Annotated in this window: 25 protein-coding genes; 18 read left to right on the forward strand and 7 right to left on the reverse strand. The window is 71.5% G+C overall.

Annotated features, from left to right (window positions below; translation table 11 throughout):
- The first annotated feature begins 610 nt into the window (after nt 1-610).
- Nucleotides 611-1555: a hypothetical protein gene (locus ACP4J3_RS48125; RefSeq protein ID WP_426544157.1), complete on the forward strand. Its 945-nt coding sequence runs from the start codon at nt 611-613 to the stop codon at nt 1553-1555.
- A 104-nt stretch (nt 1556-1659) separates the two neighbouring features.
- The gene (gene mycP, locus ACP4J3_RS48130) at nt 1660-2823 is read left to right on the forward strand and encodes a type VII secretion-associated serine protease mycosin (protein ID WP_426544160.1); all 1164 of its coding nucleotides are present in this window, start codon (nt 1660-1662) and stop codon (nt 2821-2823) included.
- A gap of 12 nt (nt 2824-2835) precedes the next feature.
- Here the strand turns inward: mycP and ACP4J3_RS48135 are convergent, their stop codons facing one another.
- Nucleotides 2836-3819 carry a serine hydrolase gene (locus tag ACP4J3_RS48135; RefSeq protein WP_426544162.1) on the reverse strand — a complete coding sequence of 328 codons (984 nt, stop codon included), beginning with the start codon at nt 3817-3819 and terminating at the stop codon, nt 2836-2838.
- Nucleotides 3820-3968: 149 nt separating this feature from the next.
- On the opposite strand from ACP4J3_RS48135, the gene ACP4J3_RS48140 reads away from it, so the two are divergent.
- The gene (locus ACP4J3_RS48140; protein ID WP_426544163.1) at nt 3969-4700 is read left to right on the forward strand and encodes an SseB family protein; all 732 of its coding nucleotides are present in this window, start codon (nt 3969-3971) and stop codon (nt 4698-4700) included.
- 126 nt (nt 4701-4826) lie between these two features.
- Here ACP4J3_RS48140 and ACP4J3_RS48145 read toward each other — a convergent pair whose 3' ends face one another.
- Entirely contained in the window at nt 4827-5192 is a 366-nt protein-coding gene (locus tag ACP4J3_RS48145) for a DUF1844 domain-containing protein (protein ID WP_426544165.1), read from the reverse strand.
- A gap of 361 nt (nt 5193-5553) precedes the next feature.
- On the opposite strand from ACP4J3_RS48145, the gene infC reads away from it, so the two are divergent.
- The 10 genes from infC to ACP4J3_RS48195 all read left to right on the forward strand — a co-directional run bounded on the left by infC (nt 5554) and on the right by ACP4J3_RS48195 (nt 16380).
- Nucleotides 5554-6201 carry a translation initiation factor IF-3 gene (infC, locus tag ACP4J3_RS48150; protein WP_426544199.1) on the forward strand — a complete coding sequence of 216 codons (648 nt, stop codon included), beginning with the start codon at nt 5554-5556 and terminating at the stop codon, nt 6199-6201.
- 110 nt (nt 6202-6311) lie between these two features.
- A complete protein-coding gene (gene rpmI, locus ACP4J3_RS48155; protein ID WP_007829094.1) occupies nt 6312-6506 on the forward strand; it encodes a 50S ribosomal protein L35 in 195 nt (64 codons plus the stop codon).
- Between the two features lie 101 nt (nt 6507-6607).
- Nucleotides 6608-6991: a 50S ribosomal protein L20 gene (rplT, locus tag ACP4J3_RS48160; protein WP_006141703.1), complete on the forward strand. Its 384-nt coding sequence runs from the start codon at nt 6608-6610 to the stop codon at nt 6989-6991.
- 170 nt (nt 6992-7161) lie between these two features.
- On the forward strand, nt 7162-8010 hold the full coding sequence (locus tag ACP4J3_RS48165; RefSeq protein ID WP_426544169.1) for a TrmH family RNA methyltransferase: 849 nt from the start codon (nt 7162-7164) through the stop codon (nt 8008-8010).
- Nucleotides 8011-8063: 53 nt separating this feature from the next.
- Complete coding sequence (locus ACP4J3_RS48170; protein ID WP_426544171.1) at nt 8064-9200, forward strand: ATP-binding protein; 1137 nt, start codon at nt 8064-8066, stop codon at nt 9198-9200.
- 158 nt (nt 9201-9358) lie between these two features.
- Nucleotides 9359-10480: a phenylalanine--tRNA ligase subunit alpha gene (gene pheS, locus ACP4J3_RS48175; RefSeq protein ID WP_426544173.1), complete on the forward strand. Its 1122-nt coding sequence runs from the start codon at nt 9359-9361 to the stop codon at nt 10478-10480.
- Nucleotides 10480-12993 carry a phenylalanine--tRNA ligase subunit beta gene (pheT, locus tag ACP4J3_RS48180; protein WP_426544175.1) on the forward strand — a complete coding sequence of 838 codons (2514 nt, stop codon included), beginning with the start codon at nt 10480-10482 and terminating at the stop codon, nt 12991-12993. The genes pheS and pheT overlap by 1 nt, the downstream gene beginning before the upstream one ends.
- Nucleotides 12994-13157: 164 nt before the next feature.
- Entirely contained in the window at nt 13158-14201 is a 1044-nt protein-coding gene (locus ACP4J3_RS48185; protein WP_426544177.1) for a PP2C family protein-serine/threonine phosphatase, read from the forward strand.
- A 207-nt stretch (nt 14202-14408) separates the two neighbouring features.
- Complete coding sequence (locus ACP4J3_RS48190) at nt 14409-15749, forward strand: transcriptional regulator (protein WP_426544179.1); 1341 nt, start codon at nt 14409-14411, stop codon at nt 15747-15749.
- A gap of 85 nt (nt 15750-15834) precedes the next feature.
- The gene (locus ACP4J3_RS48195; RefSeq protein WP_383418602.1) at nt 15835-16380 is read left to right on the forward strand and encodes an NUDIX hydrolase; all 546 of its coding nucleotides are present in this window, start codon (nt 15835-15837) and stop codon (nt 16378-16380) included.
- A gap of 16 nt (nt 16381-16396) precedes the next feature.
- On the opposite strand, the gene ACP4J3_RS48200 is transcribed toward ACP4J3_RS48195, so the two are convergent.
- Both ACP4J3_RS48200 and ACP4J3_RS48205 read right to left on the reverse strand, forming a co-directional pair.
- The gene (locus ACP4J3_RS48200; protein WP_194048123.1) at nt 16397-16654 is read right to left on the reverse strand and encodes a hypothetical protein; all 258 of its coding nucleotides are present in this window, start codon (nt 16652-16654) and stop codon (nt 16397-16399) included.
- A 211-nt stretch (nt 16655-16865) separates the two neighbouring features.
- Nucleotides 16866-17735, reverse strand: a complete 870-nt coding sequence (locus ACP4J3_RS48205; protein WP_426544182.1) for a 3-hydroxybutyryl-CoA dehydrogenase — start codon at nt 17733-17735, stop codon at nt 16866-16868.
- Between the two features lie 197 nt (nt 17736-17932).
- On the opposite strand from ACP4J3_RS48205, the gene ACP4J3_RS48210 reads away from it, so the two are divergent.
- Entirely contained in the window at nt 17933-19195 is a 1263-nt protein-coding gene (locus tag ACP4J3_RS48210; RefSeq protein WP_426544184.1) for a glycoside hydrolase family 10 protein, read from the forward strand.
- A gap of 12 nt (nt 19196-19207) precedes the next feature.
- On the opposite strand, the gene ACP4J3_RS48215 is transcribed toward ACP4J3_RS48210, so the two are convergent.
- Together ACP4J3_RS48215 and ACP4J3_RS48220 are read right to left on the reverse strand one after the other, a co-directional pair.
- Entirely contained in the window at nt 19208-19411 is a 204-nt protein-coding gene (locus tag ACP4J3_RS48215) for a DUF1918 domain-containing protein (protein WP_194048125.1), read from the reverse strand.
- Nucleotides 19412-19506: 95 nt separating this feature from the next.
- Entirely contained in the window at nt 19507-20421 is a 915-nt protein-coding gene (locus ACP4J3_RS48220; RefSeq protein ID WP_426544187.1) for a DMT family transporter, read from the reverse strand.
- Between ACP4J3_RS48220 and ACP4J3_RS48225 the strand changes: the two genes are divergently transcribed.
- From ACP4J3_RS48225 to ACP4J3_RS48235, 3 genes are all read left to right on the forward strand, one after another.
- Complete coding sequence (locus ACP4J3_RS48225; RefSeq protein ID WP_426544189.1) at nt 20420-21853, forward strand: PLP-dependent aminotransferase family protein; 1434 nt, start codon at nt 20420-20422, stop codon at nt 21851-21853. The genes ACP4J3_RS48220 and ACP4J3_RS48225 overlap by 2 nt on opposite strands.
- A 70-nt stretch (nt 21854-21923) precedes the next feature.
- Complete coding sequence (locus tag ACP4J3_RS48230; protein ID WP_426544191.1) at nt 21924-22361, forward strand: GNAT family N-acetyltransferase; 438 nt, start codon at nt 21924-21926, stop codon at nt 22359-22361.
- Between the two features lie 147 nt (nt 22362-22508).
- Nucleotides 22509-23102 (forward strand): histidine phosphatase family protein, encoded by a 594-nt coding sequence (locus ACP4J3_RS48235; protein WP_426544193.1) that lies wholly within the window; start codon nt 22509-22511, stop codon nt 23100-23102.
- Here the strand turns inward: ACP4J3_RS48235 and ACP4J3_RS48240 are convergent.
- Nucleotides 23084-23527 carry a DUF6314 family protein gene (locus ACP4J3_RS48240; RefSeq protein ID WP_426544195.1) on the reverse strand — a complete coding sequence of 148 codons (444 nt, stop codon included), beginning with the start codon at nt 23525-23527 and terminating at the stop codon, nt 23084-23086. The two genes, ACP4J3_RS48235 and ACP4J3_RS48240, sit on opposite strands and share 19 nt — an antisense overlap.
- Before the next feature lie 142 nt (nt 23528-23669).
- Between ACP4J3_RS48240 and ACP4J3_RS48245 the strand changes: the two genes are divergently transcribed.
- On the forward strand, nt 23670-26144 hold the full coding sequence (locus tag ACP4J3_RS48245; protein ID WP_426544197.1) for an alpha-L-arabinofuranosidase C-terminal domain-containing protein: 2475 nt from the start codon (nt 23670-23672) through the stop codon (nt 26142-26144).
- Nucleotides 26145-26261: the final 117 nt, after the last annotated feature.

Raw genomic sequence — 26261 nt, forward strand, 5'->3', positions numbered from 1 at the left:
TCCTCGCTCGGGTACCGCCCCTGGGCAGGGTGGTGCTGTCGGCACGCCTCGGCGGCCGGGCGGCGCCTCCGGCCCGGGTCCCGTTGGCATGCCTCCTCGCCCGGGCACCGCCCCCGCGCAGGGTGCTGTCGGTACACCTCCGCGGCCGGGCACCGCCCCCGCGCAGGGCTCCGTCGGTAGACCTCCCCAGCCGGGCGCCGCTGCCAGGCAGGGCTCTGCGGACACGCCTCCGCGGCCGGGCAACGCCCCCCGCGCGCAGGGTTCTGTCGGCGCGCCCACCCAGCCAGGCACCACCGCCGGCCCGGGTCCCGTCGGCACGCCTCCCCGCCCGAGCACCGCCCCCGCCACCCCCACCGACCCCCCTCACCGAGTCCGTTCCGCACCCCTTCCCCCGATGCGCCCCGCGCAGGCGCCGCCCTCGGCGGGAGAAGGGTACGGGGCCTCGTTGCCCACGGCCGGGGACGGGTACACGGCATCGGCACCTCCGGCGGGAGACGGGTACACGGCATCGGCGCCCCCGGCCGGGGACGGGTACACGGCATCGGCGCCCCCGGCCGGGGACGGGTACACGGCATCGGCACCCCCGGCCGGAGACGCCTACGGGCCGTCGGTGACCGTCGGATCCTCCCGGGGCGTGCCGCATTCCGGCGCCGCCGGGCCCGCATCCACCGCCGCGTTCTCGCCCGACCCGTCCCTCTCCTGGAGTGCCCCGATGGCGCCGCCGGATTCCGGGCGGCCCTTTGTGTCGTTCGGGGAGCCGGAGGGGTATGACGAGCAGGCGAGGCCGCGACCCCTCGGAGTGCGGATCCGGCCCCGGATCGCCGTGGCCGCCGCCTGTGTCGTGCTCGGCATCGGGCTCATCGGCGGGGCCCTGACCGGGAGTTGGCTGATCGGCGAGCCCGGTGACGGCGGCGCGCAGGACACCTTCGCCACGGCCGGCACCCTGTGGCACAGCGTCCCCGTCGACGGACTGTTCCCGCCCACCGTGATCGGCAAGGGCGCCGGACCCGGCGGCGCCGACCGCGTCTGGACGCGGATCGCCGTCGCGCCGGACACCGGCTGCGCGGACGCCTTCGACCCGCTCCTGCGCAAGGCCCTCGCCCCGGTCGGCTGTGAGCGCCTGCTGCGCGCCACCTACACCGACGCCACCCAGAGCTACGTCACCACCGTCGGCCTGCTCTTCACCAAGGCCGACGCCGCCGCGATGCGCTCGCTCGACTCCCGGTTCGCCAAGGAGCGCCTCGACCGCCGCACGGACCTCATGCCGCGCCCCTACGCCGCCAAGGGCACCCTGGCCGCCGGATTCGGCGACGAGCAGCGCGCCTCCTGGACCCTGTCCGTGCTCACCGACGCCCCCGTCGTGGTCTACTCCGTCTCCGGCTGGGCCGACGACCGCACGGTCGACGACCCGCAGCCCGCCAAGGAGGCCATGGAGTCCGGCGCCACCACGGCCGTGGCCCAGGCAGGCCTCGGCCACGAGGCACAGGGCCTCGCCGACCGCGTCGAACGCGCCCTGCGCAAGAACGTCGGCCCGTACCCGGAGCAGTCGTCATGAACACCGGTACGAGCACCGGCAGGAGCAGCGGTGCGCACCAAGCGCCGAGCACAGCCGTGAACAACCCCACGCCCCGCTCCGTGACCAGAGGCGTGAAGCGCCTCATGACCCGCCGCACCGGCCCCCTCGCCGTCCTCCTCGGCGCCTGCCTCGCCCTCCTGCCGCCCACCGCCGCGCACGCCGACTCCATCCGCGCCCAGCAGTGGGCCCTGGGGGCCATGAACACCCAGCAGGCCTGGCAGACCACCAAGGGCAAGGGCGTCACCGTCGCCGTCCTGGACACCGGAGTCGAGGCCGACCACCCCGACCTCGTCGGCAACGTCCTCCAAGGCAAGGACATGGTCGGCTTCGGCGCCGAGCGCGGCGACCGCGCCTGGGCCCGGCACGGCACCGCCATGGCCGGCATCATCGCCGGTCACGGGCACGGCGCGAACAACGGCGACGGCGTCATGGGCATCGCCCCCGAGGCCAAGATCCTCCCGGTCCGCGTCATCCTGGAGGACGGCGACCCGGCCCGCGCCAGGGCCCGCAGCACCCGCGGCAACGCCCTCGCCGAAGGCATCCGCTGGGCCGCCGACCACGGCGCCGACGTCATCAACCTCTCCCTCGGCGACGACTCCAAGTCCGCCCACCCCGAGGCCGGCGAGGACGAGGCCGTCCAGTACGCCCTGAAGAAGGGCGCCGTCGTCGTCGCCTCCGCGGGCAACGGAGGCGAGAAGGGCGACCACATCTCCTACCCGGCCGCCTACCCGGGCGTCATCGCCGCGACCGCCGTCGACCGCTACGGCACCCGCGCCTCCTTCTCCACCCGCCGCTGGTACGCCACGGTCAGCGCCCCCGGCGTCAACGTCGTCATCGCGGACCCCGACCGCAAGTACTACGAGGGCTGGGGCACCAGCGCCGCGGCCGCCTTCGTCTCCGGCGCGGTGGCCTTGGTCAAGGCCGCCCACCCCGGCCTGACCCCGGCCCAGATCAAGAAACTGCTGGAGGACACGGCCCGCAACGCCCCCGCCAACGGCCGCGACGACTCCCGCGGCTACGGCTTCATCGACCCGGCCGCCGCCATCAAGAAGGCCTCCGGCATGGAGCCGACGGACCTGAAGGCGGCGGCGTACGGCGAGGAGTACTTCGGCCCGGGCCCCGACGCCGCCGCCTCCGAGGACGACGCGACGAGCTGGACCGCCTGGCTCGCGGGCAGCGCCGGCGGCCTGCTGCTGGTGGCGGCGGTCGTGATCTGGCGGGGCCGCCGCGGCCGCTTCGGCTTCTAGCCGCCCGGTCCGCTACGAGGTGGCGGGTGCCCCGGCCGCCGGAGAATCCGACACGGCCTCCCGGGTGATCACCGACACCGCCGCCCGCGCCGCCGCCTCGACCAGCGAGACGCCCTTCGCCTTCGTGGAGTTGCCGTCGGAGAGCACGGCCACCAGACAGTCGTGGCCGTCCACCGTCACCCGCCCGATGCTGTTGATGTCCCACAGCCCGGTGGCGGTGCGCGGCAGCCAGCCGTTCTTCAACGCCCACGCGGAGCCGTCGGCCGCGGCGGACACCCCCCACCGCTGGCCGACCGCGATCTGCTCCATCAACCCCGCGAGATACGCGCGCGAGCGGTCACTCAGCGCCGAGCCGTCCCCGAACACCTGCCCGAGCAAGGTGAGTTGATCTGCCGCAGTGGTCTGTGTCAGCCCCCAGTACATGCCATCGCCGCCCTGGGTGTCCGTGAGCCCGAGGCGTTCGTTCGCCGTGTCGAGCCCGTCCGCCTTCCCGATCGCCTCCCACAGGGCCGACGCGGTGGTGTTGTCGCTGCTGCCGATCATCGCTGCGGCGTACGACTTCTCCACCGCGGTCAGCCCGCGCCCCGCGTCCTGAGCCTGGAGCAGCAGCGCGGCCAGGATGTCGACCTTGACGATGCTCGCGGTGTCGAAGCCGCCGTCCCCGTAGGCGGCGCTCGCACCGGACTCCAGGTCCAGCGCCGCCACCGACATCCTGGCGCCGTCCTCGACGGCCACCGACTCCACGGCCGCGGCCAGCAGCGCGTCGCGGTCCACCGTCGGCTCTGCCACCGGTTCCACTGAAGCCTCCCCACCCGCGCGGACCGAAACCGACGCCGAGGCCGACGGCGTCGCCGCCGACGATACGGCGCTCCCACCCGGGTGCGCCTGAGCCTGCACGTAGACGGTCCCCGTGGCCGCACCGCCGACGATGACGACGAAGGCGAGCGCGGCGTACTGCGGCAGTCGACGACGGCGGCGGGCTCCGGAGGACTCCATGCCCGCGATCGTCGGGGCGCCGCCTGTGCGTGCCGTTAGACGGACGTTAGATGTGTGTCAGAGAAATCGGGGATCCCGGGGTGGGTGTCACGGCCGGGTTTCCGGGGCCGCACAAGCCCAGCAGCATCCCCCCGATAGGGTCGGGGACCGTGGCGAACAAGAACATTCCCGACTCCCCCTTCTCCGACGACGACGGCTCCGCCGACCCCCGGCTGAGCGCCGCGCTCGCGGCCTGGGCCGAGGACCGCACCGCCGAGGGCCCGGTCCTTCAGGCCCTCAAGGGCGCCCGGCTGCTCGTCCCCGTCGTGGCCGTGCTCGGCGAGGTCGAGGAGGACGAGAACGGGCTGCGCCGCGAGAAGACCAGCGACATGGCCGTCCCCACCCTGAAGGCCGGCGATCGCACCGCCCTGCCCGCCTTCACCTCCACCGACTCCCTGGCCCGCTGGGACCCGGCGGCCCGCCCCGTCGCCGTACCCCTGCTCCAGGCCCTGCAGGCCGCGGCGCACGAGAGGGCGGACACGGTCGTGCTGGACATGGCAGGTCCGGTGCCGTACGAGCTGACGGGCCGCGCCCTGCTCGCGCTCGCCGAGGGGCGTACGACGACCGATCCGCTGGCCGACCCGGCCGTGCGGGAGGCGGTACGGGCCGCGGTGGCCGCCGAGCCCGCCGTGCTGCGTGCGCATGTGGGGCCCGGCCAGGCCGACGGCATCCTCGCCCTCGTACTGGCGGAGTCCGCCGCCCCCGCCGAGACCGCCCGCGCCGTCGCCGACCGGCTCGCCGCCGACGCCACACTCAGGGCCCGCCTGGTACGCGGCCTCGACCTGGCACTCCTGCCGACCGGGACGACGCCACCGGGCGAGCCCTTGTACGTACGCGGGTGACCTGGGGGTGTTTTGAAAGTCCCGCACTGCACCCGCGGCGCCCGGCACGCACCCTCGCCGCACCGGCTGTGACACCAGCCGCTGCCGCGGCGGGCGTGGGCACCGCACGGGACTTTCACAACACCCCTAGCCGTAGACCGGGCCGGTGTACTTCTCGCCCGGCCCCTGGCCCGGCTCGTCCGGGACGATCGACGCCTCGCGGAAGGCGAGCTGGAGCGACTTCAGGCCGTCGCGCAGCGGTGCCGCGTGGAAGGAGCTGATCTCGGTCGTGCTCGCGTCCAGCAGCCCGGCGAGGGCGTGCACCAGCTTGCGGGCCTCGTCCAGGTCCTTGTGCTTGTCGCCCTCCTCGGTCAGACCGAGCTTCACGGCGGCGGCGCTCATCAGGTTGACGGCGACCGTCACGATCACCTCGACCGCCGGGACCTCGGCGATGTCGCGGGTCATGGCGTCGAAGTCGGGGGAATCAGCAGACTCAGGAGGGGTGTCACTCATGCCCCACACGATAGGCCCCGGCGCCCGCCGGTTAGCGCCGCCCCCGGCTTGCTGCTAACCTTGTGTGACGACCGGCTGGACATGTATGTGCTCAGCCCACAAGTGGAGGCTCCGATCTCCCACCTGGCCGTCCCTCGGGACGGCGGGTCACCCGGTCAGGCGGCCACCATCGTTCCGTACGGACGATGGAGTCGCCCGAAAGCGCGCCCCGCGATCATCGCGGCGGTGCTCCGGAAGCGTTTGGAGCCCCGCCTGTGATCGTCCGGGGCATTTTTTCTGCTTCGGCGCGGTTAGGTCTATCGAACACAGACGTACGCGGCTGTCCGCCAGACCGTCGCGTGGTGCTAACCGAGGAGGATCCATCAGCGCCGAGCCCCGCATCAACGACCGGATTCGCGTTCCCGAGGTGCGACTTGTCGGTCCCAGTGGCGAGCAGGTGGGCATTGTCCCGCTGGCCAAGGCACTGGAGCTTGCCCAGGAGTACGACCTCGATCTCGTCGAGGTAGCGGCGAACGCCCGTCCGCCCGTGTGCAAGCTCATGGACTACGGGAAGTTCAAGTACGAGTCGGCCATGAAGGCCCGTGAGGCGCGCAAGAACCAGGCGCACACGGTCATCAAGGAGATGAAGCTCCGGCCGAAGATCGACCCGCACGACTATGACACCAAGAAGGGTCACGTCGTCCGGTTCCTCAAGCAGGGCGACAAGGTCAAGATCACGATCATGTTCCGTGGTCGCGAGCAGTCCCGGCCCGAACTGGGCTACCGACTGCTGCAGCGTCTCGCGGAGGACGTCCAGGACCTCGGATTCGTCGAGTCGAACCCGAAGCAGGACGGCCGGAACATGATCATGGTTCTCGGTCCGCACAAGAAGAAGACCGAGGCGATGGCCGAGGCCCGCCAGGCGCAGGAGGCCCGCAAGGCGTCCGCGAAGGCCAACCCCGGCCGCTCGCAGAACGCCGCGGACGCCGAGAGCGCCGCGGCCCCTGCCGAGGCTTCCGCCGAGGCGTGATCCCGGGGGACGTGAGTCCCCAGGACGTAACCGATACAAGAGCGACGCTCCACCGTGCCCGGTTTCACGACCGGGCATCGGAGCGCCACCCACGAGGAGAGAACGGCGCTATGCCGAAGAACAAGTCGCACAGCGGTGCCAGCAAGCGCTTCAAGGTCACCGGCTCCGGCAAGGTGCTCCGTGAGCGCGCCGGCAAGCGCCACCTGCTCGAGCACAAGTCGTCCCGTCTGACGCGTCGCCTCACCGGCAACGCCGAGATGGCCCCGGGCGACGCCAAGAAGATCAAGAAGCTTCTCGGCAAGTGACATGAGCGGCGCCCCCAGTGAGCGCCGTACGTCTGGACCGGGACCCAATCGATACCGGGCCGTGTGAGTCCAACCGCGGCCCCGCTACAAGGAGTTAACAAGTGGCACGCGTCAAGCGGGCAGTCAACGCCCACAAGAAGCGCCGGGCGATCCTCGAGCAGGCTTCCGGCTACCGCGGTCAGCGCTCGCGCCTGTACCGCAAGGCCAAGGAGCAGGTCACCCACTCGCTGGTCTACAACTACAACGACCGCAAGAAGCGCAAGGGCGACTTCCGTCAGCTCTGGATCCAGCGCATCAACGCTGCTGCCCGCGCCAACGGCATCACGTACAACCGCTTCATCCAGGGTCTGAAGGCCGCCAACGTCGAGGTCGACCGCAAGATCCTGGCCGAGCTGGCCGTCAACGACGCCAACGCGTTCGCGGCGCTGGTCGAGGTGGCGCAGAAGGCGCTGCCGTCGGACGTCAACGCCCCGAAGGCTGCGTGACGCTGCGCTCGGCTTGAGCCGACGCCGACGTGACTGGATGGACCCGTGGGCTTTTGCCCGCGGGTCCGTTGCATGTAGTGGCGCGGGTGGCTTCGGCGCCGCCGGGACCCGCCGTCGTGGTTGATCGCCGTTGCGGCGGAAAATAGTGCGGAAATGGTGAGGTGAACCGCATGCCCTCTGTTACTCCCGAGCTGATCTCCCCCCGTTCCCCCCGCGTCACCGCCGCCCGGCGGCTCGCCAAGCGGAACTTCCGGGGCAAGGAGCGGCTGTTCCTCGCGGAGGGGCCGCAGGCCGTGCGGGAGGCGGCCGGGTACGGGTCGACGCTCGTCGAGCTGTTCACGACCGTCGAGGCCGCGGAGCGGTACCCCGACATCGTCGGGGAGGCCCGGGACGCGGGCGCGCGCGTGCACCTCGCCGACGAGCAGGTGATCGCCGACATCTCGACCACCGTCACGCCGCAGGGGCTCGTCGGGGTCTGCCGGTTCATCGACACCCCCTTCGAGGAGATCCTCGCCGCCCGGCCCAAGCTCGTCGCCGTCCTCGCGCATGTGCGCGACCCCGGGAACGCCGGGACCGTACTGCGGTGCGCCGACGCCGCCGGGGCCGAGGCCGTCGTGCTCACCGACGCGTCGGTGGACCTGTACAACCCCAAGGCCGTACGGGCCTCCGTCGGCTCGCTGTTCCATCTCCCCGTGGCCGTCGGCGTCCCCGTCGAGCGGGCCGTGGCGGGGCTCAGGGACGCCGGGGTGCGGATCGTCGCCGCCGACGGCGCCGGGACCGACGATCTCGACGACGAGCTGGACAAGGGCACCATGGGCGGGCCGACCGCCTGGGTGTTCGGCAACGAGGCGTGGGGGCTCCCGGAGGAGACCCGCGCGCTGGCCGACGCCGTCGTGCGCGTCCCGATCCACGGGAAGGCCGAGAGCCTGAACCTCGCCACCGCCGCCGCCGTATGTCTCTACGCGTCGGCCCGTGCACAGCGCGCCTCCGCAGGGTGCCGCAGCGTCACCGAGGCCTAGTAGGGTGACCAGCTCGGGGGCCCCTCAGCCGTAGTGAGAGGTGGGGTACGGGGATGAGTGTCGGCACGAGCGGCGCACCGGGAGCACATCAGGTGCTGCGGCCGTCCGCGTCCCGGCCCGGTGACCGTGCCGAGTGCGGATTCGATCCCGACGACCTGCCCGACGGCCTCGTCGTCGCCGACGAGCACGGGCACGTCATCCGCTTCAACACCGCCGCCGAGCGCATCACCGCCGTCCGCGCCGCCGACGCCCTCGGGCAGCGGCTGGAGAAGGCCCTGCCGTTAGAGGACCTGGACGGACGGCGCTGGTGGCAGCTCACCGATCCCTACGGCGGACTGGCCATCAGGCGCCGGCAGCCCGAGCGCAACCTCCTCCTCCCCGGCGGCCGCGAGGTGCTCGTCTGCGCACGCTACGTCCGCACCCGGCCGACCGGGCCCGTGCACCGCGTCGTCGTCTCCCTGCGCGACACCGAGGCCCGCCGCCGCACCGAGCGCAGCCACGCCGAGCTGATCGCGACCGTGGCCCACGAGCTGCGCTCCCCGCTCACCTCCGTCAAGGGCTTCACCGCCACCCTGCTGGCCAAGTGGGAACGCTTCACCGACGACCAGAAGCGCCTGATGCTGGAGACCGTCGACGCCGACGCCGACCGCGTCACCCGGCTCATCGCCGAGCTGCTCGACATCTCGCGGATCGACAGCGGGCGCCTGGAGGTGCGCCGCCAGCCCGTCGACATCGGCGCGGCCGTCGGGCGGCACATTCAGGCCTACGTCGCCGCAGGGCAGCCCGCCGACCGGTTCCTGCTGCGCCTCGAGCAGCCGCTGCCCGTCCTGTGGGCCGATCCCGACAAGATCGACCAGGTGCTCAGCAACCTCATCGAAAATGCGGTGCGGCACGGCGACGGAACGGTCACCATTGACATCACGGCCACGGCGTCCCCCCGCGAAGGCGAGGACACCGGCACGTCGGTCACGGTGAGCGACGAGGGGCCCGGCATCCCGGAGGAGTCCATGAACCGCGTCTTCACCCGCTTCTGGCGGGGCAGCAAGCGCGGCGGCACGGGCCTCGGGCTCTACATCGTCAAGGGCATCGTCGAGGCCCACGGCGGTGCCATCGAGGTCGGCCGCGCCCCCGGCGGCGGCGCGCAGTTCCGATTTACGTTGCCCGTGGCGGCACCGGCCTTCATGGCCTGAGACACCACGGGCGCATTCGCGTACCTCAACCCCGTTAGACTCGGCCTTTGGCACCTTTGTGTCCCAAAAACCAGGACGCTGTGTCCCAAAAACGCTGACGCACTGTCCACGAGTCGGTACGGGGACCATCCGCCAGCCAATCGGAAGCACGGGAAGAGATGTCGGCACCCAATAAGTCGTACGACCCTGTCGAGGTCGAGGCACTGAAACCGGAAGAGATCGAGCGCATGCGGGACGAGGCGCTCGCCGCCTTCGCCGCCGCGGACTCCCTCGACGCGCTCCAGGAGGCCAAGGTCGCCCACACCGGCGGCACCTCCCCGCTGGCGCTGGCCAACCGCGAGATCGGCGCTCTGCCCCCGCACGCCAAGGCCGAGGCCGGCAAGCGCGTCGGCCAGGCCCGCGGCGCCGTCAACAAGGCCCTCGCCGCCCGCCAGGCCGAACTGGAGGCCGAGCGCGACCAGCGGGTGCTGGTCGAGGAGGCCGTGGACGTCACGCTGCCGTACGACCGCGTTCCGTCCGGCGCCCGCCACCCGCTCACCACGCTGTCGGAGCGCATCGAGGACGTCTTCGTGGCCATGGGCTACGAGGTCGCCGAGGGCCCGCAGGTCGAGGCCGAGTGGTTCAACTTCGACGCCCTCAACATCGGCCCGGACCACCCCGCGCGCGGCGAGGCCGACACCTTCTTCGTGCAGGGCCCGGACGGCGGCAGCGAGTCGGGAGTCGTGCTGCGTACGCACACCTCTCCGGTCCAGATCCGCTCCCTGCTCGACCGCGAGCTGCCGGTCTACGTGATCTGCCCCGGCCGCGTCTACCGCACCGACGAGCTGGACGCCACGCACACCCCGGTCTTCCACCAGGTCGAGCTGCTCGCCGTCGACGAGGGCCTGACCATGGCCGACCTCAAGGGCACCCTGGACCACATGGTCCAGTCCCTGTTCGGCGAGGGCATGAAGACCCGGCTGCGGCCGAACTTCTTCCCGTTCACCGAGCCGTCCGCCGAGATGGACATGGTGTGCTACGTCTGCCGCGGCGAGTCCGTCGGCAACCCCGACCGGCCCTGCCGTACCTGCTCCTCCGAAGGCTGGATCGAGCTCGGCGGCTGCGGCATGGTCAACCCGCGGGTGCTCATCGCCTGCGGCGTCGACCCGGAGAAGTACAGCGGTTTCGCCTTCGGGTTCGGCATCGAGCGGATGCTGATGTTCCGCCACAACGTCGAAGACATGCGAGACATGGTCGAGGGTGACGTCCGGTTCACCCGGCCGTTCGGGATGGAGATCTGATGCGGGTCCCGCTTTCTTGGCTGCGGGAGTACGTCGACCTGCCGGCGACGGAAACCGGCCGCGACGTCCAGGAGAAGCTGGTCTCGGCCGGTCTCGAGGTCGAGACCGTCGAGCACCTGGGCGCCGACCTCAAGGGCCCGCTGGTGGTCGGCCAGGTGCTGACCATCGAGGAGCTGACGGAGTTCAAGAAGCCGATCCGCTTCTGCACCGTCGACGTCGGCACCGCCAACGGCACCGGCGAGCCCCAGGAACTCATCTGCGGCGCCCGTAACTTCCAGGTCGGCGACAAGGTCGTCGTGGTCCTCCCGGGCGCCGTGCTGCCCGGCGGCTTCGCGATCGCCGCCCGCAAGACCTACGGCCGTGTCTCGCACGGCATGATCTGCTCCAGCAACGAGCTGGGCATGGGCGACGACGGCACCCACGGCATCATCGTGCTGCCGCCGGAGACCGAGGTCGGCAAGGACGCCATCGAGCTGCTCGAGCTGGTCGACGAGGTCCTGGACATCGCCGTCACCGCCAACCGCGGCGACTGCCTGTCCATCCGCGGCGTCGCCCGCGAGACCGCCATCGCCTACGGCCTCCCGCTGCGCGACCCGGCGCTCCTGGACGTGCCCGGACCGAACGCCTTCGGCTACCCGGTGCAGGTCTCGGACCCGATCGGCTGCGACCGCTTCACCGCCCGCACGGTGACCGGCCTCAGCCCCGACGCCCGTTCCCCGATCTGGCTGCAGCGCCGGCTGCAGAAGGTCGGCATGCGCCCGATCTCGCTCGCCGTCGACATCACCAACTACGTGATGATGGAGCTCGGCCAGCCGCTGCACGCCTACGACCGCAACCTGGTCCAGGGCACCATCGGCGTGCGCCGGGCAAAGGAGGGCGAGAAGCTCGTCACCCTCGACGGCGTGGAGCGCAAGCTGCACGCCGAGGACCTGGTCATCACGGACGAGCGTGGCCCGATCGGCCTCGCGGGCGTCATGGGCGGCGCCAACACCGAGATCGCCGACCACGACGACGTGGAGAACGCGTCCACCGAGGTCGTCATCGAGGCCGCCCACTTCGACCAGGTCTCCATCGCCCGTACGGCCCGCCGCCACAAGCTGTCCTCCGAGGCGTCCCGCCGCTTCGAGCGCGGGGTCGACCCGGCCGCCGCCGCGGCGGCCGCCCAGCGGACGGTGGACCTGCTGGTGCTGCTGGCCGGCGGTACGGCCGAAGGCGGCGTCACCGAGGTCGTCACGCCGTCGGCACCGCACACCATCACCGCCCCGGCCGACCACCCGGACAAGGTCGCGGGCGTCCGGTACGGCCGCGAGACCGTCGTACGGCGACTCCAGGAGATCGGCTGCGACGTGTACGGGCAGGACGAGCTGATCGTCACCGTGCCGTCCTGGCGGCCCGACCTCCTCGAGCCGAACGACTTGGCCGAAGAGGTCATCCGCCTGGAGGGCTACGAGGAGCTGCCCTCGACGCTGCCGAAGCTCCCGTCGGGCCGTGGCCTGACCCACCGGCAGCGGCTGCACCGCCGGGTCGGCCGCGCGCTGGCCGGGGCCGGTTTCGTCGAGGCGCCGAACTACCCGTTCGTCAGCGAGCAGGTCTTCGACCAGCTCGGCCTGGCCGCCGACGACCCGGCCCGCCGAGTCGTCAAGCTGGTCAACCCGCTCAACGACGAGGAGCCCGCACTGCGTACGTCGCTGCTGCCGGGGCTGCTCGGCGCCCTGCGGCGCAACGACGGGCGCGGTTCGCACGATCTGGCCCTGTTCGAGACGGGCCTGGTCTTCCGGCCGCGCGAGGAGCGGAGCGTCGCCGGGCACCTGCCGGTCGACCGCCGCCCGACCGACGAGGAGATCGCGGCCCTGAACGCCGTGCTCCCCGAGCAGCCGCGGCACGTGGCCGTCGTCCTCGCCGGCGCGCGTGAACAGGCCGGCTGGTGGGGCAAGGGCCGGGCCGCTGACTGGGCCGACGCGATCGAGGCGGCGCGGGTCGTGGCCCGTGAGGCCGGGGCCGAGCTGACCGTGCGCAGCGGTCAGTACGGGCCGTGGCACCCGGGCCGCTGCGCCGCGCTGGCGATCACCGTGGACGGCGCCGAACAGATCATCGGCCATGCCGGTGAGCTGCACCCGCGGGTGCTGAAGGCGCTGGGCCTGCCCGCGCGCACCTGTGCGATGGAGCTGAACCTGGACGCGCTGGAGCAGGTCGGCGACGGTACGCCGCAGGCGCCGAGCATCTCCGCGTTCCCCGTGGCCACGCAGGACGTCGCCCTCGTGGTGGACAAGCCGGTGCCGGCCGCCGAGGTCGAGGCCGCGTTGCGGGCGGGCGCGGGTGAACTCCTCGAGGGCATCCGGCTGTTCGACGTGTACGTCAACGACGAGCAGCTCGGTGACGGGAAGAAGTCGCTGGCGTACGCGCTGCGCTTCCGCGCCGGGGACCGGACGCTGACCGTCGACGAGGCGTCGGCGGCCAGGGACGCTGCGATCGCCCTCGCGGGTGAGCGTACGGGCGCGGTGCTGAGGGGGTGAACGCCGCGAGGGCTGCCGTGACAGCCCAATCCGGTCACCTCACTCATCCGGGTGATATCCCGCGGTGATCTGGTCCTTCCGGACCATGTGCTCGACAGAATCGGACCGGCCTTTCGAGGCCGGTCCGATTCTGCGTTGTCAGGGCCTATTGGGGGGCCATCGGCATGTTCCGCATCAAGGCTCGGGTTCCCCGCAAGCTGCTCGCGATGGGGCTGCCCACCGCCTGGGGCGCGATGGCGATCACATACAAGCTGGTCTGCCCGCTGGCCCAGCAGGACAGCCTCGGTGCCCGGGTCGTCACGAGCGCTGTCTTCTTCGCCGTGGGAACCGGCCTGGTCCTGCACGTCCGCCAGGCCCTCGTGCGGGAGCTTCGACAGGTCCGCGAGGTCGCCGGTGCCGCCCAGAGCGTGCTGCTGCGGCCGCTGCCGCCGCGCATCGACGGGCTGGACGTCGCCGCCGCCCAGCTCTCCGCGGACCGCGGCGCCTGCATCGGCGGTGACCTGTACGAGGTCATCGCCACCGAGCACGGCGTACGGGCGGTGATGGGCGACGTACGCGGCCACGGCATCGCCGCCATCGGCACCGTCGCCGCCGTCCTCGGCAGCTTCCGGGAGGCCGTCCACGACGAACCCGACCTGGGTCGGGTGCTGCGCAGACTGGACCGGGCCCTGGCCCGGCACCTGCGCGAGCGGTCGTGCGACGACCCGGCCGCCGAGGAGTTCGTTACCGTACTGCTCCTGGAGATCGGCCGGGACGGCGAGATCACCGCCCTCAACTGCGGTCACCCCTGGCCGTACCTGCTGACCGGCACGACCGTGGAACCCCTCGCCCGCACCGACCCCCTCCCACCGCTCGGCCCGTTCCCCCTCCCACCCGACCTGACCCCACTGCCCTGCGGCACCCTGCTCCCCGGCGACTCCCTGGTCCTGTACACGGACGGCGTCGAGGACGCGAGGGACGCGAGGGGCCGGTTCTTCGCTCTGCAGGCGGCGCTCGCCGATGCCGTACGGCGCGATCCGATCACTCCACACATGATCCTGCGCACGCTCTTTGCCGCCCTCCTGCGTCACACAAGAGGACAACCGGCAGACGACATAGCGCTACTGGTCCTACGGAACGATCACACCAGGGGTCAGCACAACCCCCTAGGGGCGCGGGGAACTGCGCGAGCAACCACACACAACCCGCAGCCGACCAACCACCTTTGACGCAACGGCGATGACCGCGGTGCCGGGCCGCCGCACTGTACGAGGGGGAGCCGGCGGCCCGGCCGGCCTCTTGCGAGGTATTTCAGTCAACCGGCCGGAAACTCTCCGCAACAGCGCGCGCACGCTACGGATTCGGGCACTCCGTTCACACCCCGTGTGAAGCGGTTCGCACTACTCTGACGGCACCGAGCCACCCGGGGGGCACCCATGCAGCCCAACACACTGCTCGACGCGATCCTGGACGAGGCCGGGATCTCGCACGCGGGGCTGGCGGCCCACGTGAACCAGGCGGGGCGGGCGCGCGGGCTCGCCCTGCGCTACGAACACACCGCCGTCGCACGGTGGTTGAAGGGGCAGCGGCCGCGCGGTCAGGTGCCCGACCTGATCTGCGAGGTGCTCGCCGCCCGGCTGCACCGTACCGTCACGCTCGACGACATCGGTCTCGGCGTACCCGGCGAACCGTCCTCCTCACACACCACCTCGCTGTCCGGCTTCGTCGAGCGGGCCACCGCCCTGTGGCGCTCCGACGAGCAGCAACGCCCGCACATCCTGGGCGCACCCGCGGTCACCGGCACGCCGGCCGTGATGCCGGTGTGGGAGTGGGAGAACCCGCCCGAGGACGTCGATGTCTCACGCGGCGGGCGGCACCGGGTGACCCCGGCCGACCTCGAGATGCTGCGCGCCGCCCGCACCCACTACGAGCAGATGTATCGCAAGGCGGGCGGCATAGCGACCCGCACCCGGATCGTGGGGTTCCTGAACGCCGAGGCCGCGCCCCTGCTGCGCGGCAGCTACACCGACGCCACCGGGCGCCAACTGCACCGTGCCACGGGCGGGTTGGTGGCCGTGGCCGGCATCTGCGCGTACGACTCCGACGCGCACGGGCTCGCCCAGCGGTACTTCCATCAGGCGCTGCGGCTGGCGAAGGCCAGTGGGGACCGGGGCCTTGGCGCGTATGTGATCGCGCTGCTCGTCAATCAGGCGCTGTTCATGCGGGAGTTCCGGCAGGCCGTCGCCTTCGCGGAGGCCGCGCTGCGGGCCGCCGGCAAGCACATCACCCCGGCGCTCGCCTCCGATCTGTACGCGATGCAGGCGAAGGCGTATGCGCATTTGGGTGACGGCACCAGCGCGCTGTCCTGCATCCGGCGTGCCGAGCAGGCCGCCGAACGTATCCACCGCGGGTACGAACCCGACGAGACCGGCTATGTCCAGCCCGGGCTCGTCAACGTCCAGGTGGCGGAGGCGCTGCTGAGTCTCGGGGAGCTGGCGGCCGCGGGGGAGCACGCCGCGGCCGCCGTCGACAATCCCGCGCACGACCGGGGCCGGGTGCACCGGCTGGGCATGCTCAGCACCATCGAGCTGCGCCGGGGCAACGCCGACAAGGCGGTGGCCACCGCGGTGCAGATGGCCGAGCAGGCGCGGGGAATGGAGTCCCAGCGCCTGCGCGACAGACTGCGGGCGGTGCGCGAGCACCTGGTGCGCAGCGGCAGCGCGGGCACCGCCGAGGCCGCCGAACTCATCGACGGGGCACTGCGCGTACCGCTGTAGGCCGGTGCGGGCGGGTACTCGAACACCGACACCGCATAGTCACTGCTGCGATATTGCCACTTACTCGACGGAAGGTGGCAGAACCGTGCAGTGGACGAAACAGAACGAACAAACTGTGTATGAAAACCGCTGGTTCACCGTCAACCTGGCAGACGTGGAGCTGCCCGACGGCCGGCATCTGGACCACTTCCTGATCCGGCTGCGGCCGGTCGCCGTGGCCACAGTGGTCAACGAGGCCAACGAGGTCCTCCTCCTGTGGCGCCACCGCTTCATCACCGACAGCTGGGGGTGGGAGCTCGCGGCGGGCGTCGTCGAGGACGGCGAGGACATAGCCCGCGCGGCCGCCAGGGAGCTCGAGGAGGAGACCGGCTGGCGGCCGGGACCCCTGCACCACCTCATGAGCGTGGAGCCCTCCAACGGGCTCACCGACGCCCGGCACCACATCTACTGGTCCGACGAGGGCGAGTACATCGGTCACCCCGTGGACGACTTCGAGTCGGACCGCCGGGAGTGGGTTCCGCTCAAGCTCGTCCCCGACATGGTCGCCCGTGGGGAGGTCCCGGCCGCGAACATGGCGGCCGCCTTACTGATGCTGCACCACCTCAGGCTCGGGCAGGACGTCTTGCCCTGATGCGACGTCCCTTCGGCTAGTGGCCCACTGCCTGCCAGATCGCCACGACGAGCGCACCCACGGCGGTGAGGGCGGCGACCGCGGGCAGCGGCCAGCGCGCGTGTTCCAGTGTGTTGATCCGGGTGTTCAGCTCGTCGAGTTCCTTGGCGGTCTCCTCGGTGCGGTGCGTGAGCAGAGCCAGCCCGCCCTCCACGCGGGCGTAGGCGACGTCGAGGCGGCGTCGTAACTCTGCGAGTTCTCCATTCACGACGGGATGCTCGGGATCGGCGGTCACGTTGCCGCTCCTTTCCGTAGTCGTCTCGAATCCCTGGCATGCGCAGGGAAAGTGAACTCGCCTGGTGGGCGCATGGGGAGAGTGTGCGAGGGGCATATGCGAGCCCGGAGTGCACACGGTGTGTGAATGACGCGGGCCCGGCACCTTCGCGGTGCCGGGCCCGTGTGCTTGGCCGGAATCTGACCGTCTGTAATCAGCCGGACAGGAGTGATCAGTACGTGTAGAAGCCGGAGCCGGTCTTACGGCCCAGCCGGCCGGCGTCGACCATGCGCTGCAGCAGCGGGGGAGCGGCGTACAGCGGCTCCTTGAACTCGTCGTACATGCTCTGCGCCACCGAGGCGACGGTGTCCAGGCCGATCAGGTCGGACAGCTTCAGCGGGCCCATCGGGTGGGCGCAGCCCAGCTCCATGCCGTTGTCGATGTCCTCGCGGCTGGCGATGCCCGACTCGAACATCCGGATCGCGGAGAGCAGGTACGGGATCAGCAGGGCGTTCACCACGAAGCCGGACCGGTCCTGGGCGCGGATGGCGTGCTTGCCCAGCAGCTTCTCGGCGAAGGACTCGGCGCGGGCGATGGTGCCCTCGGAGGTGGTGAGCGCGGGGATCAGCTCGACCAGCTTCTGCACCGGGGCCGGGTTGAAGAAGTGGATGCCGATGACCTGGTCGGGGCGCGAGGTGGCGACCGCCAGCCGCACCAGCGGGATCGAGGAGGTGTTGGAGGCGAGGATCGCGTCGGGGCGGGTCACGACCTGGTCGAGGACCTGGAAGATCTCGGTTTTGACCTGCTCGTTCTCGACGACCGCCTCGATCACCAGATCGCGGTCGGAGAACTCGCCGAGGTCGGTGGTGAAGGACAGCCGCGCCTGCGTCTCGTCCCGCTCCTCCTCGCTGATCTTGCCGCGCTCGGCGGCCTTGGCCAGGGAGTTGTACAGCCGGGTGCGGCCGATCTCCAGGGCCTCGCCGGTGGTCTCGGCGACCTTCACGTCCAGCCCGGCGCGGGCGCACACCTCGGCGATGCCCGCTCCCATCTGGCCGCAGCCCACCACACCGACGCGTGCAATATCTCCGGAGATGCCGGTCACATCGTCCCCTTCGCTGATCCACGACTGCGGCAGGACCGCCGTGGTTCGGCGCCTGCTCCAAACCTGCACGTTACCTTCGGCGAAGCTTGATCGATCGTTCGGGTGCCGCATGAAAAGCTGACGCCGGACCGGTCCGGAACGCTCGGATCTGTCCCGGGGTGGGGCCCTTGACCACGGCACACGGAGGTACGAAGAAGATGCTTCACCGGAAGTCACGGCTGTCACGGCGGGCGTTCACGGCCACCGCCCTGTCGGCACTCGTGGCGTCAGGCGGCGCGATGGCGGCTGGTTCCGCCACGGCGAGCGGATCGGACCGCGACCGGCGGCGGTCGACCCGGGAGATGCGCGGCGTATGGGTGGCGACCGTCGCCAACCGGGACTGGCCGTCCCGGCAGGGCCTGACCGCCGACGAGCAGTACGCCGAGCTGATCGCCCACCTGGACAATGCCGCGAAGTGCCATCTGAACACGGTGATCCTCCAGGTGCGGCCCACCGCCGACGCCCTGTGGCCCTCGCCGTACGAGCCGTGGTCGCAGGTGCTGACCGGCACCCAGGGCGAGGACCCCGGCTGGGACCCGCTCGGCACGGCCGTCGAGGAGGCGCACGCCCGCGGCCTTCAGCTGCACGCCTGGTGCAACCCGTACCGCGTCGCCAACCACACCGACCTCGACAAGCTGGCCGAGACCCACCCCGCCCGGGTGCACCCCGAATGGGTGGTGGCGTACGGCGACAAGCTCTACTACAACCCGGGGCTGCCCGAGGTCCGTGACTTCGTGCAGCAGGCGATGCTCGACGCGGTGGAGCGGTACCCCGTCGACGCGGTGCACTTCGACGACTACTTCTACCCCTACCCGGTGGCCGGCCAGAGCTTCGACGACGACGCGGCCTACGACGCCTACGGCACCGACTTCCCGTCCCGGGCCGACTGGCGGCGGGACAACATCGACCGGCTGATCCAGGAGATGGCGGCCGGCATCCGGCGGATCAGGCCCACCACCCAGTTCGGCATCAGCCCGTTCGGCGTGTGGCGCAACGCCGCCACCGACCCGCTCGGCTCCGACACCAGGGGCGGCGTGCAGACGTACGACGACCTGTACGCGGACACCCGCAAGTGGGTCCGCGAGGGCTGGATCGACTACATCTGCCCGCAGCTCTACTGGAACATCGGCTTCGCCGCGGCCGACTACGCCAAGCTGCTGCCGTGGTGGGCGGAGGTGGCGCAGGGCAGCAGGACGCACCTCTACCTCGGTGAGGCCCTGTACAAGGCAGGCGACCCGGCGCAGCCCGCCGCCTGGCGGGACCAGGCCGAGCTGTCCCGGCACCTCACGCTGGCCAAGGAGCGGCCGGAGGCGTGCGGGCACGTCTTCTTCGCCGCGCGGGACATGGCGGCGGACCGGATCGGCGCCATGGCGCGGGTGGTCGCCGACCACTACGGGCAGCCGGCGATTACCCCGCGCTGATCGGGTTCCGGGTCACCGCCCGGACGCGTGAGTGTCCTTGTGGCGGATCTCGGTGTCGGGGCCGGGGGAGCACAGGCCCTCGTGCCCGTCCTCGAAACGGACGCGGTACGGGGGGTTGCCCTCCTGGCCCAGGACTTCGACGATCTCGCCGACCTTGTCGTGTTGCCCGACCACCCTGCCGTGCTGGACAAGCTGGTCGCCCACGGTTGCACGCATCTGTCTGGGCCTCCTCACCAGGTGCGGGAGCAGCGGTCCGTGGCCTTGAGTCTACGGCGTGGAGCGGTGGTTGGAAGTGGGTCGTCAGGGCCCGCTCAGCCACGCGTCCGCTGGGTCACGGCGATGCACACCAGCACCGCCGCGGCCGTCAGCGGGGCGGCCACTGTCAGGTGCTCGCCCAGCAGCAGCACCGACCACACCAGTGTGAGCAGGGGCTGAGCCAACTGCAACTGGCTGGCCTTCGGGATGCCGATCGCCGCCATGCCCCGGTACCAGACGACCAGACCGAGGAACTGCGACCCCGCTGCTACCCAGACTAGTCCCGTCACCCCGTGCCAGGTCAGGTCCACGGGCTCGTACGACAGCGCCATCGCGGCGGCCGGTACGCCGATCGGCAGACACAGCACCAGCGCCCAGCCGATCACCTGCCAGCCCGGCATGACCCGGGCCAGCCTGCCGCCCTCGGTGTAACCGGCGGCGCACACGACCAGCGCCGCGAACAGATAGAGGTCGGCGCTGGTCAGGGCGCCGCCGCTCTGCTGCACGGTGAAGACGGCCACCGTCGCGGCGCCGACGAGGGCCGCGCTCCAGAAGGTGCGCGAGGGGCGGGCGCCGACCCGCAGCGCGGAGAACACGGCGGTGGTCAGCGGGAGCAGACCGACCACGACGGCCGCGTGCGCCGTGGTGGACGTCTGCAGCGCGAGCGTCGTCAGCAGCGGGAAGCCGAGGACCACTCCGGCGGCGACCACCGCGAGGCCCGCCCAGTGGCGGCGGGCGGGCAGCGGAACCCGCAGCGCGAGCAGACATCCGCCCGCGACGAGGGCGGCGAGCACGCTGCGCACGGCGACCAGCGACCAGGGGCCGAAGCTCTCCAGACCCCAGGCGGTGGCGGGGAAGGTGAGGGAGAAGGCCGCGACGCCGAGGGCGGCCTGCAGGGTGCCGATCGAGCTGCCGGGCCGACTGCTGACCGCTATCCCGCTGGAGGTGATAGCGCTACTCTGTGTTCTCATGCAAGAGCGTAGCAGTGTGGCTGATCTGGCGGAACAGCTGAGAAGCGAACTCAACCGCTACTCGCCCGATGGAAAGCTCCCATCGAGCCGGGCCCTGGTCGAACGGTTCCGGGTGAGCCCGGTGACCGTCTCACGGGCCCTGGCGCAGCTCGCCGCCGAGGGGCTGGTGGTCACCCGCCCCGGCGCCGGGGCGTTCCGCGCGCAGCCGCGGACGGCCACTGCCCCCGTCGGTGACACCTCCTGGCAGGAGGTCGCCCTCAGCGCGGACGGCGCCGCCGACCTCGTGCCGCGCTCCGTCGACGCCTCCGGGGTGCTCGTCTCGCTCGCCGCTCCACCGCCCGGGGTGATCGAGTTCAGCGGCGGCTATCTGCATCCCTCGCTCCAGCCCGAGCGGGCGATGGCCGCGGCGCTCTCCCGCGCGGGCCGCCGCCCCGGCGCCTGGGGGCGCCCGCCCACGGACGGACTGCCGGAGCTGCGCGAGTGGTTCGCCCGGGGCATCGGCGGCGCCGTCACCGCCGCCGAGGTCCTGATCACCGCGGGCGGCCAGTCCGCGCTGACCATCGCGCTGCGCGCGCTCGCCCCGCCGGGCGCGCCCGTCCTCGTCGAATCGCCCACCTATCCCGGCATGCTGGCGATCGCCCGCGCGGCCGGGCTGCGGCCGGTGCCGGTGCCGGTGGACGCTCAGGGGGTGAAGCCCGAGCTGCTCGCGGACGCGTTCCGGGCGAGCGGTGCGCGGGTCTTCGTCTGCCAGCCCCTGATGCAGAACCCCACGGGAGCCGTGCTGCGCTCCGGGCGCCGGGAAGAGGTGCTGCGCATCGTGCGGGAAGCCGGCGCGTTCGTGGTGGAGGATGACTTCGTACGCCGGCTCGTGCACGAGGACGCGGGGCCGCTGCCGCGCCCGCTGGCCGCCGACGACCCCGACGGTGTCGTCGTCCACGTCTGCTCGCTGACCAAGGCGACCTCGCCCAGCTTCCGGGTGAGCGCGCTCGCCGCCCGGGGTCCGGCGCTGGAGCGGCTGCGCGCCATCCAGGTCGTCGACACCTTCTTCGTGCCCCGGCCCCTTCAGGAGGCCGCCCTCGAACTCGTCGGCTCGCCCGCCTGGCCGCGCCATCTGCGCACCGTCGCGGCGGTGCTGAAGTCCCGCCGCGACGCCATGACCTCCGCCCTGCGCCTGGACCTGCCCGAGCTCGCCCTCCCGCACATCCCGTCCGGCGGCTACCACCTCTGGCTGCGCCTGCCCGACGGCGCCGACGAGTCCGCCCTGGTCGCCGCCGCCCTGCGCGCGGGCGTCGCGATCACACCCGGCCGTCCCTACTTCAGCGCGGAACCTCCGGCCGGACACCTGCGGTTGAGCTTCGCGGCGGTGGCGGGGGAGGGCGAGATCACCGAGGGAGTACGGCGGCTGCGGGCGGCCTGCGACGAGGTGCTCTGAGCGGGCTGGGCGCCCGCTCACCGGCGAAAACCGCTCGACGCCCGCGCCCTCGCCCTGCGAGTCTCGCCGCATGACCGACACCCCGCCCCTCGCCGAGGGCTACGAGATCTCCACCGACCCCGACCGCGTCGACCGCGAGCGGGTGCACCGGTGGCTGTCCACCGACGCGTACTGGGCGATCGGGCGGGCCCGGGAGAAGCAGGACCGGGCGGTCGACGGGTCGCTGAACTTCGGGGTGTACGAGACGGTTTCGGGGGATCAGGTCGCCTACGCCCGGGTCGTCACCGACCGGGCGACCTTCGCGTGGCTGTGCGATGTGTACGTCGATCCGTCGGTGCGCGGCAAGGGGATCGGGACGGCACTGGTCGGGGCCGTACGCGAGCGGCTGCGGCCGTACGGCATCAAGCGGATACTGCTCGCCACCCACGACGCGCACGGGGTCTACGAGAAGCTCGGGTTCGCGCCGCTGGAGAAGCCGGACCAATGGATGGCGCTCTACTTCCAGTAGCCCCGGCGGCTGTACTTGAATGTCCAACAGCCGTTTTCCAGCGACTTGTCCGCCTGGTCCTGACCCCGCGGTAAGGCTTGGTGAACCCTCGGTCACACCTGCACAACGCCTCTTGACCTGCCCACTTTCACGTCACACCATCACCGCATGTCGCTTCGGGTCACGTTCGTCGCAGCCGCGCGCAGCTCCCCGCTGCTCGCGGAGCGCTTCGAGGACGACCGGCCGCTGGACCAGGCTGGCTGGGATGAGGTGCAGCGCGTCGCGCACGACCTGGTGTCACTGGCCGCGGCCGAGCTGCGCTACTGCTCGCCGACCCCGCGCAGCCGCGCCACCGGCGACGCCCTGGGCTACGCCCCGCTGGTCCAACTCGCCCTGCGCGACTGTGACATGGGCCGCTGGCGTGGGCTGACCCTCGGCGAGGCGATGGCCCGGGAGCCGGAGGCCGTGGACGCCTGGCTGGCCGACCCGCGCGGCACCCCGCACGGCGGCGAGTCGCTGCTCGCGTTCATCTCCCGCGTCGGCGGCTGGCTCGACACCCGGCCGGTGGAGGACGGCGGCCGCATCGTCGCCGTGGCCGAACCGTCCGTGATCCGCGCCGCGCTGGTGTACGCGCTGAAGGCGCCGCCGTCGACGTACTGGAACCTCGACGTACGTCCCCTGTCGACGACCACGGTCACCGGTCGCGCGGGCCTCTGGAACCTCCGCTTCGAGGGGGCGTCGGCTCAGCCCTCGCGCGCGTAGTCGGTGGTGAGCACCAGGTCCTTGGCCGGGCCGCGCACCCGCCACACCGTCCGCCAGTGGTCCTCGTCCAGAACGGTGAACTCGCCCCGGTAGAGGTCCGCCGAGCAGGGGTGGTCGGCGACGTGCCGGCCGGAGGTCAGGTCCAGGTCGTGGAACGGGCGGCCGTCGGCGAAGCGAACCTCCACCGTCCCCGGTGCGGCCCCCGGCAGGAACCGCAGCGTCCGCTCGGCGGGGCGCGAGACGCCCTGCCAGACGAACCTGCCGGACTCCTGGTGCAGCAGCCCGCCGCTCTCCAGAGGGCTGAAAACCGTCGTACCGGAGAACCGCCCTTCCTCGCCACTCGCGAGATCTCGCACGGACCGTTCGGCCCGCCAGGTGCCGGCCAAATACGTCAGCGCGTCCGGTACTGGCCAGAACTCGCCCATCCGATCCACTTCTTCCGACACTTTCGATCCCGCGCGACCCGTTGACGCTCCCAAATCCCCTCCCTATCTTGCCGTTCGACGTACTGATCGCTGTCTGATATTTCGAACGCAGATATTCCGAACACCGAGCCGCGGAGTATTCATGTCACGCACCCGCTGGAGATACGGCACAGCAGCCGCCGCCTTCCTGGTGGCGGCCAGTCTCATCCCCACCACCGCCCACGCCGAGGACGTCACCGACTACTCGATCACCGTCGATCCGGCCGCCCAGGGCGCGAAGATCGACGACACGATGTACGGCGTCTTCTTCGAGGACATCAACCGGGCCGCGGACGGCGGACTGTACGCCGAGCTGGTGCAGAACCGGTCCTTCGAGTACTCCACCGCCGACAACGGCTCCTACACACCGCTGACCGCCTGGACGGTGGGCGGCACCGCCAAGGTCGTCGACGACTCCGGCAGGCTCAACGACCGCAACCGCAACTACCTTTCCCTGGACGCCGGTTCGTCCGTCACCAACGGCGGCTACAACACCGGCATCCGCGTCGAGAAGGGCAAGCGCTACGACTTCTCGGTGTGGGCCCGGGCGGCGAGCGGCACCACTCTGACCGTCAGCCTCAAGGACGCCGCCGGCGCACTGGCGACCGCCCGCCAGGTGGCCGTCAAGGGCGGCTGGGCCAAGTACGACGCCACGTTCACCGCGACCCGCACCAGCAACCGCGGCCGCCTCGCCGTCGCCGCCACGAACGCGGCGGCCCTCGACATGGTGTCGCTGTTCCCGCGCGACACGTACAAGAACCAGCCGAACGGCCTGCGCAGGGACCTCGCCGAGAAGATCGCCGCCCTGAAGCCGGGCTTCGTGCGCTTCCCCGGCGGCTGCCTGGTCAACACCGGCTCCATGGAGGACTACAGCGAGGCCTCCGGCTGGCAGCGCAAGCGCTCCTACCAGTGGAAGGACACCGTCGGCCCCGTCGAGGAGCGCGCCACCAACGCCAACTTCTGGGGCTACAACCAGAGTTACGGCCTCGGCTACTACGAGTACTTCCGCTTCTCCGAGGACATCGGCGCCATGCCGCTGCCCGTCGTCCCGGCCCTGGTGACCGGCTGTGGCCAGAACAAGGCCGTCGACGACGAGGCGCTGCTCAAGCGGCACATCCAGGACACCCTGGACCTGATCGAGTTCGCCAACGGCCCCGTGACCTCCGAGTGGGGCAAGGTGCGCGCCGAGATGGGCCACCCCAAGCCCTTCCACCTCACCCACATCGGGGTGGGCAACGAGGAGAACCTGCCGCGGGAGTTCTTCGCCAACTTCGAGAAGTTCCGGTCCGCCATCGAGGCCGAGCACCCGGACATCACCGTCGTCTCCAACTCCGGCCCGGACGACGAGGGATCGACCTTCGACACCCTGTGGCAGCTCAACCGCGACGCCGGCGTCGACATGGTCGACGAGCACTACTACAACAACCCGCAGTGGTTCCTGCAGAACAACGACCGCTACGACTCCTACGACCGCCACGGTCCGAAGGTCTTCCTCGGCGAGTATGCCTCCCGGGGCAACGCCTGGAGCAACGGCCTGGCCGAAGCCGCGTTCATGACCGGCCTGGAGCGCAACGCGGACGTGGTCAAGCTCGCCTCGTACGCCCCGCTGCTCGCCAACGAGGACTACGTCCAGTGGCGGCCGGACATGATCTGGTTCAACAACCGCGCGTCCTGGGGCTCGGCCAACTACGAGGTCCAGAAGCTGTTCATGAACAACGTCGGCGACCGCGTCGTCCCCTCGAAGGCGACCACCACGCCGAACGTCAGCGGCCCGATCACCGGCGCCGTCGGCCTGTCCACGTGGGCGACCAGCGCCGCGTACGACGACGTGAAGGTCACCGCCGCCGACGGCTCGACCCTGCTGAGCGACGACTTCTCCGGTGACGCCTCGAAGTGGACGCACACGGGCGCCGGCGCCTGGAGCGTCCAGGACGGCCAGTACGTCCAGACGGACGCCGCCGCGGAGAACACCATGGTCCAGGCCGGCGACCCGTCCTGGCACGACTACGACCTGCATGTGAAGGCCACCAAGAAGTCCGGCAAGGAGGGCTTCCTCGTCGCCTTCGGCGTCAAGGACACCGGCAACTACTACTGGTGGAACCTGGGCGGCTGGAACAACACCCAGTCCGCGATCGAGCAGGCTGTGGACGGCGGCAAGGGCACGCTGCTGACGAAGCCCGGGTCGATCGAGACGGGCCGCGCCTACGACATCGACATCAAGGTGCGCGGCCGCCAGGTCACCCTGTACCTGGACGGCCAGGAGTGGGGCAGCTTCACCGACGACAAGCCGGCCGAGCCGTTCCGCCAGGTCGTCACGGAGGACGCCAGGACCGGTGACCTGATCGTCAAGGTCGTCAACGCCCAGGCCGCCGAGGCCCGCACCGCGATCGACCTGGGCGGCGCCAAGGTCGCCTCCCGGGCCCGGGTCACCACCCTGGCCGCCGACCAGGACGCCGTGAACACCGAGACGGACACCCCGGTGACACCGGTGACCTCGACCTTCTCCGGGGTCGCCGAGAAGTTCACCTACACCTTCCCGGCGAACTCCGTGACGTTCCTGAGGATCAAGCAGGGATAGTTCCCGAGGGAGATTCCGGCGGTGGGGGGGGGGGGGCGCCCCCCCCCCCCCCCCCCCCCCCCCGGCCCCCCCCCCCCCGGCCGCCCCCCCCCCCCCCCCCGCGGGGCCGCCCCCCCC

Origin of the sequence: Streptomyces sp. UG1 (assembly GCF_049974585.1) — a bacterium.
Lineage (GTDB): Bacteria > Actinomycetota > Actinomycetes > Streptomycetales > Streptomycetaceae > Streptomyces.